Origin of the sequence: Staphylococcus sp. MB377 (assembly GCF_001922505.1) — a bacterium.
In the GTDB taxonomy this organism is placed as follows: Bacteria; Bacillota; Bacilli; order Staphylococcales; family Staphylococcaceae; genus Staphylococcus; species Staphylococcus haemolyticus.
In genome coordinates, this window is the sequence record NZ_MAON01000022.1 from 311,119 (window position 1) to 328,753 (window position 17,635).

Sequence of the window (17,635 nt, forward strand, 5' to 3'; positions counted from 1 at the left end):
ACTGTGGCGAAATTTTTCTTCTCTAGTTCCTTTTTATTATTTCTAGGGAATTGGATAGGACAAATTGGCTTGAATTGGTATGTACTTACTAGTTATCATAACGCAGTCTATTTGGGATTGGTTAATTTTTGCCGACTCGTGCCAATTTTGTTACTAAGTGTCTGGGCTGGCGCTATAGCTGATAAATTTGATAGAGGAAAATTATTGAAAATTACCATTTCATCTTCATTTTTAGTGACAAGCACACTATGTGTTTGTACCTTTTTATTAGAACAAGTGCCGATTATTATCATCCTTATTTATGCCACACTTCGAGGTATGATCAATGCGACGGAAACACCAATAAGACAAGCTGTATTGCCAGATTTATCTGTACATTTAAATACAAGCCAAGCCGTTTCATATCATTCTTTTATCATAAACATATGTCGCTCAATAGGTCCGGCAATCGCAGGATTGATACTCTCAATTTACCATGCACCGTTTACTTTTCTAGCGCAATCAATGTGTTACTTCATTGCTGTCCTATTGTGTTTACCATTAACCTTCAATACAGTTGGTGAGACAAATAAAGCTAACCAAGGGTTTTCATTTACGGTTGTGTGGGAATACTTTAAGAATAATATGCAAGCCTCAAAAATATTTATTACGTCATTGATTATCATGGCTACTGGGTTTTCGTATACTACACTAGTACCAGTATTAGTACATGATCTCTTTCCTGGTCGCTCGGAAATCTTTGGTGTGTCAATGACCTTTTGTGCTGTAGGTGGTATGATTGCAACACTTATACTACCCATAATTTTGAAAAAGTTCACCACTGTGCAAATGTATTATTTAAGTACTTGTCTATTTGGATTAGCGCTTGTAGGTGTCATTATGCATAACATTATATTTATGTTTATCTGCATGTCACTTGTAGGTTTATTTGGTCAATTAGCTAGAACATCAAATCGTATATATTTTCAAGAGGATATAGCATCAGAGCATCGAGGAAAAATATTAAGTATCGTCATGATGGATAGAGGGATGATTCCTTTAGGTAGTTTAATATTAACAACATTATCAGAAATAATAGGACCTATTAATACATTTATCATAATGGGAATATTTACTTTTGTAATTGCCTTTATTGCATATATAATTCAAAGACCAATTAAATTGGAGGAGTAAAGTATGATTCTAAACGCATGGCAAAATGCGGATACTAATATACAATATCGTATTTTAAATGCTTTAATAAAAGAAGGCATTTGGAAAGAACAAACTATTATTACAACTAAAGATGATCAATTAGATATACAATATCATGGATGTATACTTTCTACTCACTTTAATCATAACAGTGTAATGTCAAGGTATGAATTTGTAGGACCAATTGCATATCAATGTGGTGCTAATATAATGGAAGTATCAACAGTAGAAACTTTATTAGAAATATTAAGTAATCATTTTGACATTAATATACATCAGCAATTAATAGATGAAATAATACATAGTAGAGATAGTTTTGTTGAAATTTATAAACAATTTTATCAACGTCAACATAATGTGCAATCTAGTATGCAATTTTCTGGTATGCCAACAACTTTAAATTTTTTTGCATGGTTACAACATTTGAGTGACGCGAATGAAATCAATGATTTGATATATTCAGAAAGCTTAGTATTAGAAGGTCATCCTACACATCCACTTACTAAAACGAAACTGCCATTAACTATGGATGAAGTTAAAATGTATTCACCTGAGTTTGAAAAAGTAATACCGTTAAAAATTATGTTAATCCATAAAGACTGTGCACAAGCTACGTGTATAGATAATGATGAAGATTTCATATTGAAGAAAGTAATACCTGAATATCAAATAAGAATTAGAAAATATGCACAGTCTATTCATATTTCGTTAGAAGACTATTTTGTGATATTAGTACATCCATGGCAATACAACCATACTATCTACGATAAGTTTGCGAATTGGATTGCTAATAAGTTTTTATTAACAACACCATTTGATGTCGATTCGAAAGCAACACTATCATTTAGGACGATGGCACTCATCAATAAGCCATATCATATAAAATTACCTGTCAATGTACAAGCAACGAGCGCTGTCAGAACAGTTTCAAGTGTTACAACGGTAGACGGACCTAAATTAAGTAGCGCTTTACAAAATGTATTAAATCAATATCCACAACTAAATGTTGCAATAGAACCTTATGGTTTATGTGCGAAAACAAATGACGAGGATGCTAGACAGTTAGCATGCATTGTCAGAGAAACACCTTATATTGCAAACAATGGGGTGACTATTGTTACTGGTGCATTGGTTAATCCTAATCCAATTGATCGACATATTACTGTTGATAGTTATATCGAATGGGTTAATGGTGAGTTAAATAATAGAGGTATATTAACCTTTATTCAAAATTATAGTCGACAACTTATTACGCCTTTAATCAATTTAATTCAAGAGTATGGCATAGCTTTAGAAGCGCATATGCAAAATACTATAGTTAATTTAGGACCTAATTATCAAATGAATTTTATTGTGCGTGATTTAGGTGGGTCTCGAATTGATTTAAATACACTTACTCATAAACTGAAAAATATCAACGTGTCCAATCAAAGTTTATTGGCAGATTCAATTGAAGAAGTTATTGCGAAATTTCAGCATGCTGTTATTCAGAATCAGTTAGCTGAATTAATTCATCACTTTTCAAAAACGGAATTTGTAACTGAAGAAGAATTGTTCAATCTAGTTCAAAATGAAGTTAAATTAGCAATAAGTGATAATAAACCACATGCTCAAGCTTTAAAAGATGTGCTCTTTGGTTCAAAGATTACTGTTAAGGCATTATTACGCATGCGTATGAACAATAGAGTGAAAAAATATTTAAATATCGAACTTGATAATCCAATTAGAGATGAGGTGAGATAATTGGCTCAAATCAATATAAACTTATCTAAAATTGAATATAATGCATATGCACTAAGAACGTTATTAGAAAATAATGATATACATTTAACCCCAGTAATTAAATGTGTAGCTGGTGATAATCGAATTATCAAAACATTAATTCAATCAGGGTTCACCCATTTTGCAGAATCAAGACTTGAAAATATAAATGAAGATTTCAAGGGGCAATGCGATTATCTTTTACTAAGACCAACATCTAAAAAACATTATACTCAACTGATTAAATCAGTGAAAATGAGTATGCAAACTGAAATTGAGTCAATTAGAGAGATAAATGACATTGCTAAACAGTTAAATCAAAAACATCAAATTATGTTAATGATAGATTGGAAGGATAGACGTGAAGGGGTCATAACTTATGATGTACTAAATTATATTGAAGAAATCATCAAAATGACTCATATTCAATTAATAGGTATTGCATTTAACTTTATGTGTTTCAAGTCTTCGGCTCCAACTGAAGAAGATATATTAAAGATAAATCAATTTGTTGATGCTATTGAATATAATTTAGGGTTTAGATTAAAAGTTGTATCAGGTGGAAACTCAAGTATGATACCACAATTAATGTACAATGATTTGGGTAAGATTAATGAGTTACGAATAGGTGAGGCATTATTTAGAGGGATAGATACTACAACAAATCAATCTATACCAATGCTATTTCAAAATGCAATTACAGTAGAAGCGGAAATTTTAGAGATTAAACCACGTCTATCTGACAATAACCAATGCTATTTACAAGCGATTGTAGATATTGGCTATGTTGACACAGACGTAAATAAAATTAAACCTATTAAGAATGATGTTAGCATTATTGGTGCATCAAGTGATCATCTAATGATTAATTTAAACAATCAAGATTACTATAAAGTTGGTGATATTATAGAATTTGCTATGGAGTATGAGGCGCTTTCTCAAGTAATGTATCATAACCACATGACAAAGCACTATTTTAAGGATAATTATATTCACTCTTTGAATAGTAAGATGGTCAATTCTCCATTATTGATTAATAAAAAATGTTAATCAATTCTTTGTAGGTATTAATAATCATATAAACTTTAATAAATATTAGCCTTTAATTTTGAATTTATTCTGATTAATGGCTTTTTATTTTATCATTTCTAGGTAAAATCCCATAATAATTAAAATTCTAATCTATTTTTATAAAAAAATTAAAAAATATACTAAATAATATTGACATTGATAATCGTTATCAATAAACTATGTATTGTAAACCTATACATATTAAGGAGTGGAATTCATGAAAGGCTTTAAGTTTGCAGGTATAGTCGCATTATTATTTGCATTAGTTTTAGTTACTGCTTGTGGTAATGTTAGCAATAATGGTTCAGGTGATTCAGGTAATAAATCGTCATCGAAAGATTCTATTAAAATTAAACACGAATTAGGCACAACTAAAGTTCCTAAAGATGCTAAACGTGTCGTAGCGTTGGAATTTTCATTTGTAGATGCTTTAGCGGCACTAAATGTTAAACCTGTTGGGGTTGCTGATGACAACAAACCAAATCGTATTATTAAACCATTAAAAGAAAAAATTGGAGATTATAAATCTGTTGGTGCTCGTAAACAACCCAACTTAGAAGAAATCAGTAAATTAAAACCAGATTTAATTATTGCAGATAGTAACAGACACAAAGGTATTTATAAAGAATTAAGTAAAATTGCTCCAACAATTGAATTAAAAAGTTTTGATGGAGATTATAATGATAATATAGAAGCTTTTAAAACAATTGCCAAAGCTTTAAATAAAGAAGATGAAGGTAAGAAACGTTTAGAAGAGCATAAAGAAAAACTTGCAAAATATAAAGATGAAATTCAATTTGATAAAAATGAAAAAGTATTACCAGCTGTAGCGTCTAAATCTGGATTATTAGCTCATCCAAGTGAATCTTATGTAGGTCAATTCTTAAGTCAACTTGGCTTTAAAGAAGCTTTAAATAAAGACGTCACTAAAGGGTTAAGCAAATATTTACAAGGACCTTATTTACAACTTAATGCAGAAACGTTAAAAGACGTTAATCCTGAACGTATGTTTATAATGACTGATGGAGCAAGTCCTAAAGAACCATCATATCAAGAAATGAAAAAAGATCCGGTTTGGGACACATTAGATGCGGTTAAACATAATCGTGTAAGTATCGTTAGTCGTGATACTTGGGCAAGAGCTCGAGGGTTAGTATCTTCTGAAGAAATGGCTAAAGAACTTGTAGAAATTTCAAAAAAAGATAAAGAAAAGTAAGGTGGCAAAAAATGACTATTAGATCTACTGATAGTCAATCTGCTTTAGATAAAGCAAATAAGAGACGCACTGCACTCACATTTATTGTGAGTGGGTGCTTTCTTTTTATTTTTGCTTATTTTAATTTAGCGATTGGCTCGTCTGAAATTCATGCTAAACATATTTTTGAATACTTTTTTACATCTATAAATAATAAACAAACATTTCTAATTCATAATGTAAGAATGCCAAGAATGATTGGTGGGTTATTAATTGGCGGTGCGTTAGCCTTAGCTGGCCTCTTAATGCAAGCGATTACTAGGAATCCATTAGCGTCTCCACAAATATTTGGTGTTAATTCCGGTGCATCATTTGTAATAGTATTAGTGACGATATTAATACCCTCACTAGGTAACTATGCAACATATTTAGCCTTCTTAGGGGCATTTATTGGCGGTCTAACTGTATATATACTATCTGGTTCAACGAAAAAAATAACGCCAATTAAATTAGCTCTTGCTGGAATGGCAATTCATTTATTTTTCAGTAGTTTAACACAAGGTATCATAATACTAAATGAAGATTCTAATACTACTGTTATGTTTTGGTTGGTAGGATCTCTTAATGGATTGAAATGGACTGCAGTATTGTCGGTTATGCCTTGGTTAATATTATCACTTATTTTAACTATGTTATTAGGACGTCAATTAACCATTATGGAATTAGGGGATGACATAGCGAAAGGATTGGGGCAAAAGACACAATTGATTAGAATTGTAATAGGTATACTTGTAATTGTATTAGCAGGTGCATCTGTTTCAATAGCTGGACCGATTGGATTCATTGGTTTAATCGTCCCTCATATAGTTAAACGTTATATAAGTAAAGATTACTTCTTAATGGTGCCTTTAACTTTTTTGATAGGTGCCGATTTATTATTACTATCAGATATGTTAAGTAGACTTATTACATTTCCTTACGAATCTCCAGTTGGTATTGTCACTTCATTTGTTGGGGCAATTTACTTCCTATTAATAACTTTAAAAGGGGTGAAACGAGTATGACAAAACGACAATTATCTATTCGTTATACTGTTGTAATCATCTGCTTAATTGTAAGCATATTTGTAAGTTTATGTGTTGGTTCAACAATGTACAGTCCTTTGAAAGCAATTCATGGAATTCTAAAATTTGATGATTTTATATTAAACGAGTACCGAATTCCAAGAACGTTACTAGGTTTAGTTGTAGGAAGTAGTTTGGCCATTTCTGGAGCGGTGATTCAAGGGGTAGTTAGAAACCCACTAGCATCTCCTGATGTTATAGGTATAACTAAAGGCGCAAGTTTGGCAGCTATTATAGTAATTATGCTATTTCCTTCAGCACCGCTATTAGTACTACCTATTGGTTCGTTCATAGGTGCATTATTTATTAGTTTGATTTTGTCATTTTTAATTGCTAAATATAATATTAAAGGCTCAACTTTAGCTTTAATTGGGTTAGCTATCGGTGCTATATGTACCGCTGTAGTTCAATTTTTACTTATTAGAAACCCTATGGATGCAAATAATGCGTTAGTTTGGTTGACAGGGAGTTTATATGGTCATACTATTGAAAATTTTTATTCAATCATACCCTGGTTTGTTATAACTTTACCACTCGTATTATGTTTAAGTTATCAATTAGATATTTTAAATTTAGGAGAAAATATTGCTACGGCGCTTGGTGCAAGAGTACAAAGACTCAAAATGATCTTACTTATTTTGTCGGTTATGCTGGCTGGCGCCTCAATTTCAGTAGTAGGCGGTATAAGTTTTCTAGGCCTAATTGCACCACATATCGCTAGATCTATTGTAGGTCAGCGTTACTTCCATGTTGTAATTATGTCTGGTTGTATAGGTTCAATTTTAATCTTGTTCAGTGATGGGTTAGCGAGAGGAATTCATCCACCATTAGATATACCTGTGGGTGTAATAATTGCTATCATTGGGGTGCCATATTTCTTATTTTTATTAAGACGAATTTAATGAAATTTAAGAGCTAATTATTCTCATATTTATGATGAAAATTAGCTCTTTTTATATTGCATATCAATTAAAAATGATATATAGTATTTAACATGCTATTTATAAAAATGCATATATTCTTATATTTATATAAAAGTTCGCTGTTTTACTTAATATATTTACATAATCAATGAATATAAAAGCATCAATAATGAGAAAGAAAGAGGTTATTAGTGGTGGAAGGTTACTCAAAGCAACAGATTGCCAAAGGTAGAGCGAAATTCATAACTATGTCTATTATTGGAATTATACTTTTCTTAATTCCAGTCCCATTTATACAAGATGGTGAGAAACAAACTACATTACCTGTAGCCTTTTTAGCAAATTGGCTAAAAGGTCTACTTGGTGATGCAATGCCAATTATCATAATTTTAATTATTACATTGTCTGCAATATTAACAGTACTTTATTCGACAATTTTTAAAAATAAAGTTAAACCAGGCGGATTATTAGATAGTGCATTTAAAGTTGGTCCAGTCTGGATGACATTAAGATTATTAGCCGTCATCTTTGTATGGATGACCTATTTTAAACTTGGTTCAAAGGTTATTTATTCAGAGGATACTGGTGGTTTAGTGTTTTATGATCTTTTACCTACATTGGTTGCAGTATTTTTATTTGCTGCACTATTCTTACCTTTTTTAATGGAATATGGTTTATTAGAATTTTTAGGACCCTTATTTAGACCAATTATGAGACCATTATTCACATTGCCAGGGCGATCTACAGTAGATAATTTAGCTTCGTTTATTGGTGATGGAACTGTAGGTGTCCTAATAACAAGTCGTCAGTATGAAAGAGGTATATACTCGAGAAGGGAATCCATAGTGATTTCTACTACGTTTAGTGTCGTTTCAATTACTTTTGCTATCGTTATTGCAGAAACTGTGGGATTACAACATAAATTTTTTGCGTTTTATTTAACTGTAATTATTTCATGTTTTGTTGCTGCAATGATCATGCCACGTATTTGGCCATTAAACAAAATACCTGATGAATTTACTAAAGAAGTTTCTGAGAATACTAGATTAGAAAAACTACCTGAAGGTAAAACGGCACTGGGATATGGTTTTGAAGAGGCAACTATTGTTGGATTGAAAGCACCAGGGTTTAAAGAGTTTTGGAAATCCGGTTTAAAAACTGTAATAGATATGTGGTTTGTTATCCTTCCAGTCGTTATGAGCATCGGAACGCTTGCGACTATGATAGCTAATTATACGCCAGTATTTTCAATTATTGGTCAACCTTTTATTCCAATTCTTGAATTATTGCAAATACCAGAAGCGGCTAAAGCCTCTGAAACATTATTGATTGGTTTTGCAGATATGTTCTTACCATCTATATTAATTGCTGATGCGCACAGTGAGATTACAAGATTTGTAATTGGTGCCTTAAGTATTTCTCAATTAATATATTTATCAGAAGTTGGTGGTGTAATATTAGGTTCTAAAATACCAGTAAGTTTAGGTAAATTATTTATGATTTTCCTAATTAGAACTGCAATCACTTTACCAATTATAGCGTTAATGGCTCATTTATTATTATAAAATAGTAAAGGCAATGAAGTTAGAGGTTAGAAATGTTGAAATAAACAATTCCTATCTATACTTCATTGCCTTTTTTTAATTTAATGTAGATAACACCGTAGCTTTAACAATTTCACTGCTAATCACCGGTGAAGATTCAGACGATGTTTTGTCTCTGTTTTGATGTGCTTCTTTAAATGCATCGCTTTTAGTCCAAGCTTCAAAGTCTTTTTCAGTCTCCCACCATGTATTTACATACATGTCTTCACTTTCATGATCTCGTACTACTTTCCAAACTTCAATTTTATGAAAACCTTGCAATGTTTCAATTTTTCCACCTTTAGTGAATCTTGGCGCCATTTTTTCTGCAAATCCTTTTTTTACGGTAATTCTATTTGTAACAACAAACATAATTTTAACCTCCTTGTCTAAGTGTAGTTTAATTAATATTGAGAAAAATACAAAGTAATACAGTATTTATTATTTTAGATTAAAAAACTGTCAACTACATAGCGGAAGTTGACAGTTTTTTTATAACTTTGCGAATGAAAAATGTATATTGTTATTATTTAGTTAATTCGTTATAAACCTTTTGGTCGTTGTGCGTATAAATAATGTATTCATGATCATCTGTATCAATAAGCACTCTATTAGTTTTACCAAAGGTAGAACCGATACGTGAAATATTTTTAGAATCTAAATCTGGAACGGCATGAATTTCTTGGTCTTGTGAAATATTTTTAATTTCACTAGTAGGGATTTTGATATCAGCTACTCTCCATTGAATTCTAACTTCATTATTATCTTTCTTAACAGTCATTGCCATTAAAGAACACATCCTTTATGTTATTTATGTCTATATCATATATCATTGTGTAATCGTTTTCAAGTATTAATGATATACTTTTTAAATTTTGTGATACACTATTTAGCTAACACCGAAAATATGTTCGTATTTTAGAGTGATTTATGTTAAAATGTTCTCTATAAAGGAGAAGGTTTATGACAGGCAAAACTCACGTATCTGCTGGGTTACTAGTAGGTGCATTAACAACCGAACACTTTCAAACAGATTTGTTCTCAACTGTTACAGTAATATGTTTATCTATAGTTTCAAGTTTATTACCAGACATTTGTCACACTGGTAGCAAAATTGGTAGAAAATTAAAGTTGCTTAGTTTAATTATTAGGCTGTTATTCGGTCATAGGACATTCACTCACTCTTTGTTATTTATAGGTATCATTATATTTCTCCTTAATTTGATTCAAACTCCTACTTACTACTTGGTTTCTATTATCGGTGGTATGGCCTCTCATGTTATACTAGATATGTTAACGCCAAGGGGAGTAAAGTTACTTTATCCTATTCCTCTTACTATTAAGTTCCCGTTTGCCTTTAAAACTGGTGGCTTAGTCGATGTATCACTGGCTACTGCATTAAGTATTGGTGCATTATACATATTATTTCAAACCTCTATTAGTCATTTATTAAAATATATAAGTCAATCCATTTTAGGGTAACTATCAAATAATGAGAGTATGAATACATATTGAATTAATTACAAGGAGAGTTAAAATGTTAGATCAAAATCAATTAAAGAAATATAATCAAGAACATTTGAGTGAATATGAAAAGTTAATGAGCAGTAATGAAAAAGAAAAATTAGAATCGAGAGTGAATGAATTAAATTTAGAAAGTATTCAACAATTATTTCAAGATTTATATGTTAACCGTCAATCAATTTCTGATGTGTCATCTGTTTCAGAAGTAAAATATCTACGCAAGACTGAATTGACTAATCAAGAAAGTGCTAAATATGAACAAAAAGGCATAGAAGCAATACGAAACGGTGAATTTGCAGTTTTATTAATGGCTGGTGGTCAAGGGACGCGTTTAGGTTATAAAGGGCCAAAAGGTTCATTTGAAATAAAAGGAGTTAGTTTGTTTGAATTACAAGCACGACAATTACTTAAACTTAAAAAGGAAACAGGTCATTTAATCAATTGGTATATCATGACTAGTGATATCAATCATGAAGAAACGTTATCGTACTTTGAACAACATGATTATTTTGGTTATAAACCTGATAATGTACATTTCTTTAAACAAGAAAACATGGTCGCATTAAGTGAAACTGGGCAATTGGTACTTAATGAACAGGGATATATAATGGAGACGCCAAACGGAAATGGTGGTGTATTTAAATCATTAGAAAAAAATGGTTACTTAGATAAAATGGCATCTGATGGTGTGAAATTTATTTTCTTAAATAACATTGATAACGTATTAGTTAAAGTATTAGATCCATTATTTGCTGGGTTTACAGTGGTAAATGATTGCGATGTAACTTCTAAATCAATTCAACCTAAAGATGGTGAAAGTGTCGGACGATTAGTAAATCAAAATAGTAAGGACACGGTTCTTGAGTATTCTGAATTGGATGAAGCGGTCGCTAATACGTTTGATAATGCAAATATTGGAATTCATGCCTTTAAAGTTGCATTTATTAAACAAGCAGTAAATAATGATTTACCATATCACTTAGCAGTGAAAAAATTAAAGCAATTAGATGAAGATTTTGGAGTTGTTGAAAAACCAACATTAAAATTTGAATTGTTTTACTTTGATATTTTTAGATATGCAACAAGTTTTGTAACGTTGCAAGTTAATAGAGAAGATGAATTTTCGCCACTTAAAAATAAAGAAGGTAAAGATAGTGTTGAAACTGCTACATCAGATTTAGAACGTTTGAATTTAATTTAAAAGGTGGTGGGGCCAGATGTCTAACTCAACTAAGAATGCAAAAGGTACTGTTGTCGAATCATTTAAAGACATCATTCCTCTATCTTTCGGTGAAGAAATTGGTAACTCAGTTTCACATGGTGTAGCTGCGTTACTTACACTTTTTTTACTACCATATGCTGCAGTTCATAGTTATATAGCACATGGAACGTTAAGCTCAGTTAGTATTTCTATATTTGTAATTAGTATTTTTATGATGTTTATCTCTTCAACTATATATCATGCAATGAAAAATAATACTGCTCACAAATATATTTTAAGAATCATCGATCATAGTATGATTTATGTTGCTATTTCAGGAACTTATACGCCAGTTTTATTAACTGTCGTAGGAGGATGGATTGGTTGGTTTGTATTCATATTACTTTGGGGTACTACAATTTGGGGGATTTTGTATAAGTCCATTTCTGTTAATGTGAATCCTAAATTAAGTTTGGTTGTCTATTTAGTAATGGGATGGGTTGGTATTATTTTTCTACCTATTATCATTATGCGTACATCTTGGTTATTTATCTTATTCATTGTACTAGGAGGCTTATCTTACACTATTGGTGCTTGGTTTTATGCCCAAAAAAAACGTCCATACTTTCATATGATTTGGCATATTTTTATCGTGATCGCTTCAATGTTTCATTTAATAGCAATACTTTATTTTATATAGAGAATTCAAAATAAGGTTGATGATTTTATCGGTCATCAGTCTTATTTTTTAATTAAAGTAATCATTCTATTGCATATAAAATAAAATGTTGATTATCCTATTAAAGAATCTGAAATTTATTTAGGAGGAATAATGTTCATGAACTTTAAATCAATAGGTATCGTCGTAACTTTAGTTTTAACTATGTTTATGGCTGCAATAGAAAGCTCAATTATCTCATTAGCGATGCCCACTATAAGAACTGATTTAAACGCTGGTGCATCTATATCATTAGTATTTACTGTTTATTTCATAGCGCTTGTAGTTGCGAATCCTATTGTTGGTGAATTATTAACAAGATTTAAAATATTATATATTGCAATGATAGGCGTGTTTTTATTTGGTATTGGTAGTTTAATGTCAGGAATGAGTGGCACATTTATAATGCTTATTATCTCTAGAATCGTTCAAGGATTGGGAGCAGGAGTTATGATGTCACTGACTCAAATTGTTCCAAAATTAGCATTTGAAATACCATTTAGATACAAAATTATGGGAATAGTAGGAAGTGTCTGGGGAATTTCAAGTATTATTGGACCGTTATTAGGTGGGGCAATTTTAGAGTTTGCAACATGGCATTGGTTATTTTTTATAAACATTCCAATAGCGGTTATTGCAATTATACTTGCATTTATTACTTTTCATTTTCCAGAAGAATCAGAAGTTAAATCCTCAAGCTTCGATGTTAAGGGACTTTCTTTCTTTTACATATTTATAGGATTATTTATGTTTGGTTTATTGAATAAGTCATCAGTAGTATTAAATATTATTTCATTGACGTTAGCATTCATTTTTATCTTTATTTTATTTAAATTTGAGAGCAAAATAAAAAATCCATTTATCCCAATTTCAGAGTTTAATCGTTCAGTTTCACTAGTGTTTGTAACAGATTTATTAATAGCTATGTCTTTAATGGGATACAATTTATACATTCCAATCTACCTACAAGATCATTTACATCTTTCACCACTTCAAAGTGGTTTGGTAATATTTCCGCTGTCAGTAGCTTGGTTAATTTTAAATTTTAACTTAGCAAAGGTAGAAGAGAACTTAACTCGAAAAGCATTATATATTAGTGCTTTTACATTATTATTGATTAGCAGTATCATACTCATGTTTGGTCTCAAATTACCGTTATTAATAGCAGCAACAGTAATTCTTGCTGGGTTAAGTTTTGGATTTGTTTATACAAAGGACAGTGTCATCGTTCAAGAAGAAACAGATCCTAGACATATGAAGAAAATGATGTCTTTCTATGCATTAACTAAAAATTTAGGTTCGTCAATAGGTTCAACTGTAATGGGATATTTCTATGCTATGTCAGTTGGAATCATGGATGGGCATTTTTACAATATATTATTTGCAGTATCATTAGTCGCTATTCTTCTCATTATTATGTGGTCAACGCTTAATAGATCCGATGTATAGAGTGTTTAATCATTCAAATGAAATATAATTGAAGAATAATAAAGTTTTAGACTAACGTACTTTAAATTTTATATCGTGATTTATTAATGATAAAATGACCGTGTATAAAAAGGAGGACAGAAGGATGAAGTTTTTTAAAAATAATTATAAAAATATTTTATCAACTTTACTTGTCCTCACTATCTTTATCATTTCAGGTGCTATTTTTTTAATGTTTTTAGGATTCGGTTTATTTGGATTAAGTCGAATTCTAATTTTTTGTAAGCTAGGTTATTTTACCTACAATAAAAATTTAGTAGATAATTTAGTTTATTATGGTAGCTATATTGTTTTTGGTTACTTCATTTTATTTGCCATTGAACATTTAATGGATTATTTTAGAAAACAATTGCCCAATAATCCATATTTTAATGGCAGTTTGTATCACTTGATTTCATACGTTGTTACTACGATACTCTTCTATTTTATTATTCACATACATTACGTTTATATCGAGATTGATTTTTGGGTTATTTCAGTCATCATAGGATTGTTATATATATTTAAAATTATATTTTATCCAGATAGTGAGAACCTTAATAATAAGAAATAGCAAGCATTTAGTTTGCTTGGCATACTAAAGTTTGGTTGAATATAAAAATATGTATGAAATAAAAGGAGTTTTTATATGGCGAATATAGAAGTATCCACAAAAAAACGGAACCTCATAGTAGCGGTAATGCTATTAAGTGCATTTATCGCTATTTTAAATCAAACTTTACTAAATACGGCTTTGCCACACATTATGAGCGAATTAAATACATCTGAAAATACTGCTCAATGGTTAGTAACGGGCTTTATGCTTGTTAATGGAACTATGATTCCTTTAACTGCCTATCTGATGGATCGAATAAAAACAAAACCATTATATTTAGTTTCAATGGGAATTTTCTTAGTTGGTTCAATTGTAGCTGCCATTGCACCTAGTTTTGGTGTTCTAATGTTTGCCAGAGTGATACAAGCAATCGGTGCCGGAATTATTATGCCACTCATGCAGTTCACATTGTTTACATTATTTTCAAAAGAAAAACGTGGATTTGCAATGGGATTGGCTGGTTTGGTCATACAATTTGCTCCAGCAATAGGTCCTACGTTTTCTGGGTTAATTATTGATAATACAAGTTGGAGAGTGCCTTTCATTATAGTTGTAGGCATTACGCTCGTAGAATATATATTTGGTGCTATCACGCTATCTAGTTATAACGAAACTAAAAAGACAGCGTTAGATAAAAGATCAGTTGTTTATTCAACATTAGGATTCGGATTAATGCTTTATGCGTTCAGTAGCGCAGGTAATTTGGGGTTCACTAATCCAATTGTTATAATCTCTGCCTTTATTGGTCTTCTAATAGTTATCACATTTATTAGAAGACAGTTAAGTATCACTAATCCCTTGTTAAACCTCAGAGTTTTTAAAAGCAAAATATTCACTTTCAGTACTATAACCTCAATGATTGTAATGATGTCAATGGTAGGTCCAGCCCTCTTAATTCCTTTGTTTGTTCAAAATGGACTTGGGTTGAGCGCATTTATGTCTGGATTGGTCATTATGCCCGGAGCAATTTTAAACGGTATAATGTCTGTTTATACAGGTAAAATATATGATAAGTATGGGCCTAGACTTTTAATTTTAATTGGTTTCATTATTCTTATCGCAACAACGGCATCTTTAAGTTTCTTGAAATATGATTCATCATACACTATGTTAGTTGTTGTTTATGCTATAAGAATGTTTGCAGTTTCATTATTAATGATGCCTATCAATACTGCAGGCATCAATGCACTTAGAAATGAAGATATATCACATGGTACTGCCATCATGAACTTCGGTCGTGTTATGGCCGGCTCTCTAGGAACAGCTTTAATGGTCACTTTCATGAGTATTGGTGCAAAAATACTAAGCACTGGTTCTTCAGCAAGTTCGAACCATGAAATCTTACAAAGACAGAGTGTTGCAGCTGGTGTAGATTTATCGTTTGCAATAGTAACTGGTCTTGTAATTATTGGTTTTATTTTCTCTTTATTCATCAAAGAGGAAAGACACTATAATAAAAATTCAAAAAATACACGGGATATGTAATTCTCATATTGATAGAAGTTAGCCAACAAATAGTGAGCTAACTTCTTTTTTTATACATTTAAAAAATATATACTAATTTAGAAAGTCAATACATATTAATATTTGATATTATAGAGGTATAAAGAATAATAAGGGGGATTTTCATTGTTAACGGTAGATCAAGTGAAAGAAATAGTTGGAGCATTAAAAGATCCAATTATAGATGTACCACTTAAAGAGACAGACGGTATTGTAGAAGTAACTATTAAAGAAGAAATAGAGCATGTTAGTGTCAAAGTGGCAATGGCACAATTAGGCGGACAACCGCAATTAGATTTACAAATGGCAATAGTTAAAGCGCTTAAAGATAATGGTGCTAATACTGTTGGCATAAGATTTGAAGAATTACCTGCCGAAACGGTTGAGCAATATACTGGTAAGAAAGAAGAACAACCTAAGACCATTGAAGGGCTTTTATCTAAAGACAATCCTGTAGAATTTATAGCGATCGCTTCAGGAAAAGGCGGTGTAGGTAAATCTACAGTAGCAGTAAATTTAGCAGTAGCCTTAGCCCGCGAAGGTAAACGTGTTGGTTTAGTTGATGCGGATATTTATGGTTTTAGTGTTCCAGATATGATGGGTATTGATGAGAAACCAGGAGTTCAAGGAAAAGAGATTATTCCAGTAGAACGTCATGGAGTGAAAGTTATATCAATGGCCTTTTTTGTAGAAGAGAATGCACCAGTAATATGGCGTGGACCTATGTTAGGGAAAATGTTAACCAATTTCTTTGTAGAAGTGAAATGGGGAGAACTTGATTACTTACTATTAGACTTACCTCCAGGAACAGGGGATGTAGCTTTAGATGTACATTCAATGCTACCAAGTAGTAAAGAGATAATTGTAACGACACCGCATCCTACTGCAGCATTTGTTGCGGCTAGAGCAGGGGCAATGGCAAAACATACCGAGCACTCTATTCTCGGTGTTATCGAAAATATGAGTTATTTTGAAAGTAAAGAAACAGGTAATAAAGAATATGTCTTTGGTAAAGGCGGAGGACGTAAACTAGCAGATGAATTAAATACTCAATTATTAGGAGAACTACCATTAGAACAACCTACTTGGAATCCTAAAGATTTCTCACCCTCTATTTATCAAGCAGATGATCGTTTAGGGAAAATCTACACATCTATCGCCCAAAAAGTGATAGCATCTACAATTAAAAAATAAAGATAGATTTAGTGTAAAATTGACGCATGAAATTTTAAATTTCATGCTTTTTTTCTATTGCAAAATATCTTGAATCTGATAGAATACATTCTTGTGGGTAACACATGCAACCGAACCATATTTTATTTAAAATTTAGTTCAAAAAAGTGTTGACGTAATACTTTTATCTTGATATTATATAAAAGTCGTCAAAAACAGATGTTAATTCTTTATAAAGTTTGTTTCGATGGTGTAAAAGTTACCATTGCAAAACAAATTAAGATGACTTAAAATATTAAAAGTAATCAATAAAAGTTATTGACTTTGTTAAATAAAAGTTATATAATCAAGAAGTTGATTTTTAAAAAATGAACATTGAAAACTGAATGACAATATGTCAACGTTAATTCCAAAAACAGTAACTTAAATGTTACAAACACTATTTAGTATTATGAGCTAATCAAACATCATAAATTTTTATGGAGAGTTTGATCCTGGCTCAGGATGAACGCTGGCGGCGTGCCTAATACATGCAAGTCGAGCGAACAGATAAGGAGCTTGCTCCTTTGACGTTAGCGGCGG

The 17,635-nt window shown here is 31.2% G+C and carries 16 protein-coding genes and 1 rRNA gene; 15 read left to right on the forward strand and 2 right to left on the reverse strand.

Going from position 1 to position 17,635, the window contains the following annotated elements; all coding sequences use genetic code 11:
* Positions 1 to 3 precede the first annotated feature (3 nt).
* The 7 genes from BB045_RS06780 to BB045_RS06810 all read left to right on the forward strand — a co-directional run bounded on the left by BB045_RS06780 (position 4) and on the right by BB045_RS06810 (position 8,833).
* Complete coding sequence (locus BB045_RS06780) at positions 4 to 1,173, forward strand: MFS transporter (RefSeq protein WP_070581244.1); 1,170 nt, start codon at positions 4 to 6, stop codon at positions 1,171 to 1,173.
* 3 nt (positions 1,174 to 1,176) lie between these two features.
* Positions 1,177 to 2,937, forward strand: coding sequence for an IucA/IucC family protein (locus BB045_RS06785; protein ID WP_070581245.1), 1,761 nt, complete (start codon positions 1,177 to 1,179; stop codon positions 2,935 to 2,937).
* Positions 2,938 to 4,005, forward strand: coding sequence for an alanine/ornithine racemase family PLP-dependent enzyme (locus BB045_RS06790; protein WP_070581246.1), 1,068 nt, complete (start codon positions 2,938 to 2,940; stop codon positions 4,003 to 4,005).
* Between the two features lie 238 nt (positions 4,006 to 4,243).
* The gene (locus BB045_RS06795; protein ID WP_070442714.1) at positions 4,244 to 5,242 is read left to right on the forward strand and encodes an ABC transporter substrate-binding protein; all 999 of its coding nucleotides are present in this window, start codon (positions 4,244 to 4,246) and stop codon (positions 5,240 to 5,242) included.
* Between the two features lie 11 nt (positions 5,243 to 5,253).
* Positions 5,254 to 6,285, forward strand: a complete 1,032-nt coding sequence (locus tag BB045_RS06800) for a FecCD family ABC transporter permease (protein WP_070581247.1) — start codon at positions 5,254 to 5,256, stop codon at positions 6,283 to 6,285.
* Positions 6,282 to 7,247, forward strand: coding sequence for a FecCD family ABC transporter permease (locus tag BB045_RS06805; protein WP_037549677.1), 966 nt, complete (start codon positions 6,282 to 6,284; stop codon positions 7,245 to 7,247). Before BB045_RS06800 ends, BB045_RS06805 begins: the two co-directional genes overlap by 4 nt.
* Before the next feature lie 269 nt (positions 7,248 to 7,516).
* Positions 7,517 to 8,833, forward strand: coding sequence for a YjiH family protein (locus tag BB045_RS06810; protein ID WP_276311122.1), 1,317 nt, complete (start codon positions 7,517 to 7,519; stop codon positions 8,831 to 8,833).
* 75 nt (positions 8,834 to 8,908) lie between these two features.
* Here the strand turns inward: BB045_RS06810 and BB045_RS06815 are convergent, their stop codons facing one another.
* Positions 8,909 to 9,223, reverse strand: coding sequence for a heme oxygenase (locus BB045_RS06815; protein WP_053025024.1), 315 nt, complete (start codon positions 9,221 to 9,223; stop codon positions 8,909 to 8,911).
* A 154-nt stretch (positions 9,224 to 9,377) separates the two neighbouring features.
* On the reverse strand, positions 9,378 to 9,638 hold the full coding sequence (locus BB045_RS06820; RefSeq protein WP_037549668.1) for a SunI/YnzG family protein: 261 nt from the start codon (positions 9,636 to 9,638) through the stop codon (positions 9,378 to 9,380).
* A 176-nt stretch (positions 9,639 to 9,814) separates the two neighbouring features.
* Between BB045_RS06820 and BB045_RS06825 the strand changes: the two genes are divergently transcribed.
* The 8 genes from BB045_RS06825 to BB045_RS06860 form a co-directional block, all read left to right on the forward strand.
* Positions 9,815 to 10,333, forward strand: coding sequence for a metal-dependent hydrolase (locus BB045_RS06825; RefSeq protein WP_070442702.1), 519 nt, complete (start codon positions 9,815 to 9,817; stop codon positions 10,331 to 10,333).
* A gap of 55 nt (positions 10,334 to 10,388) precedes the next feature.
* Positions 10,389 to 11,576: a UTP--glucose-1-phosphate uridylyltransferase gene (locus BB045_RS06830; protein WP_037549662.1), complete on the forward strand. Its 1,188-nt coding sequence runs from the start codon at positions 10,389 to 10,391 to the stop codon at positions 11,574 to 11,576.
* A 16-nt stretch (positions 11,577 to 11,592) separates the two neighbouring features.
* The gene (trhA, locus tag BB045_RS06835; RefSeq protein WP_070581249.1) at positions 11,593 to 12,276 is read left to right on the forward strand and encodes a PAQR family membrane homeostasis protein TrhA; all 684 of its coding nucleotides are present in this window, start codon (positions 11,593 to 11,595) and stop codon (positions 12,274 to 12,276) included.
* Positions 12,277 to 12,414: 138 nt separating this feature from the next.
* Positions 12,415 to 13,743 carry a multidrug efflux MFS transporter SdrM gene (gene sdrM / locus BB045_RS06840; protein WP_070485054.1) on the forward strand — a complete coding sequence of 443 codons (1,329 nt, stop codon included), beginning with the start codon at positions 12,415 to 12,417 and terminating at the stop codon, positions 13,741 to 13,743.
* Between the two features lie 124 nt (positions 13,744 to 13,867).
* Positions 13,868 to 14,335, forward strand: a complete 468-nt coding sequence (locus BB045_RS06845) for a SepA family multidrug efflux transporter (protein WP_070442693.1) — start codon at positions 13,868 to 13,870, stop codon at positions 14,333 to 14,335.
* 75 nt (positions 14,336 to 14,410) lie between these two features.
* Positions 14,411 to 15,862 carry an MDR family MFS transporter gene (locus tag BB045_RS06850; RefSeq protein WP_070581250.1) on the forward strand — a complete coding sequence of 484 codons (1,452 nt, stop codon included), beginning with the start codon at positions 14,411 to 14,413 and terminating at the stop codon, positions 15,860 to 15,862.
* Between the two features lie 144 nt (positions 15,863 to 16,006).
* Entirely contained in the window at positions 16,007 to 17,074 is a 1,068-nt protein-coding gene (locus BB045_RS06855; protein ID WP_037536100.1) for a P-loop NTPase, read from the forward strand.
* Between the two features lie 455 nt (positions 17,075 to 17,529).
* A 16S ribosomal RNA gene (locus tag BB045_RS06860) occupies positions 17,530 to 17,635 on the forward strand; the annotation flags it as partial.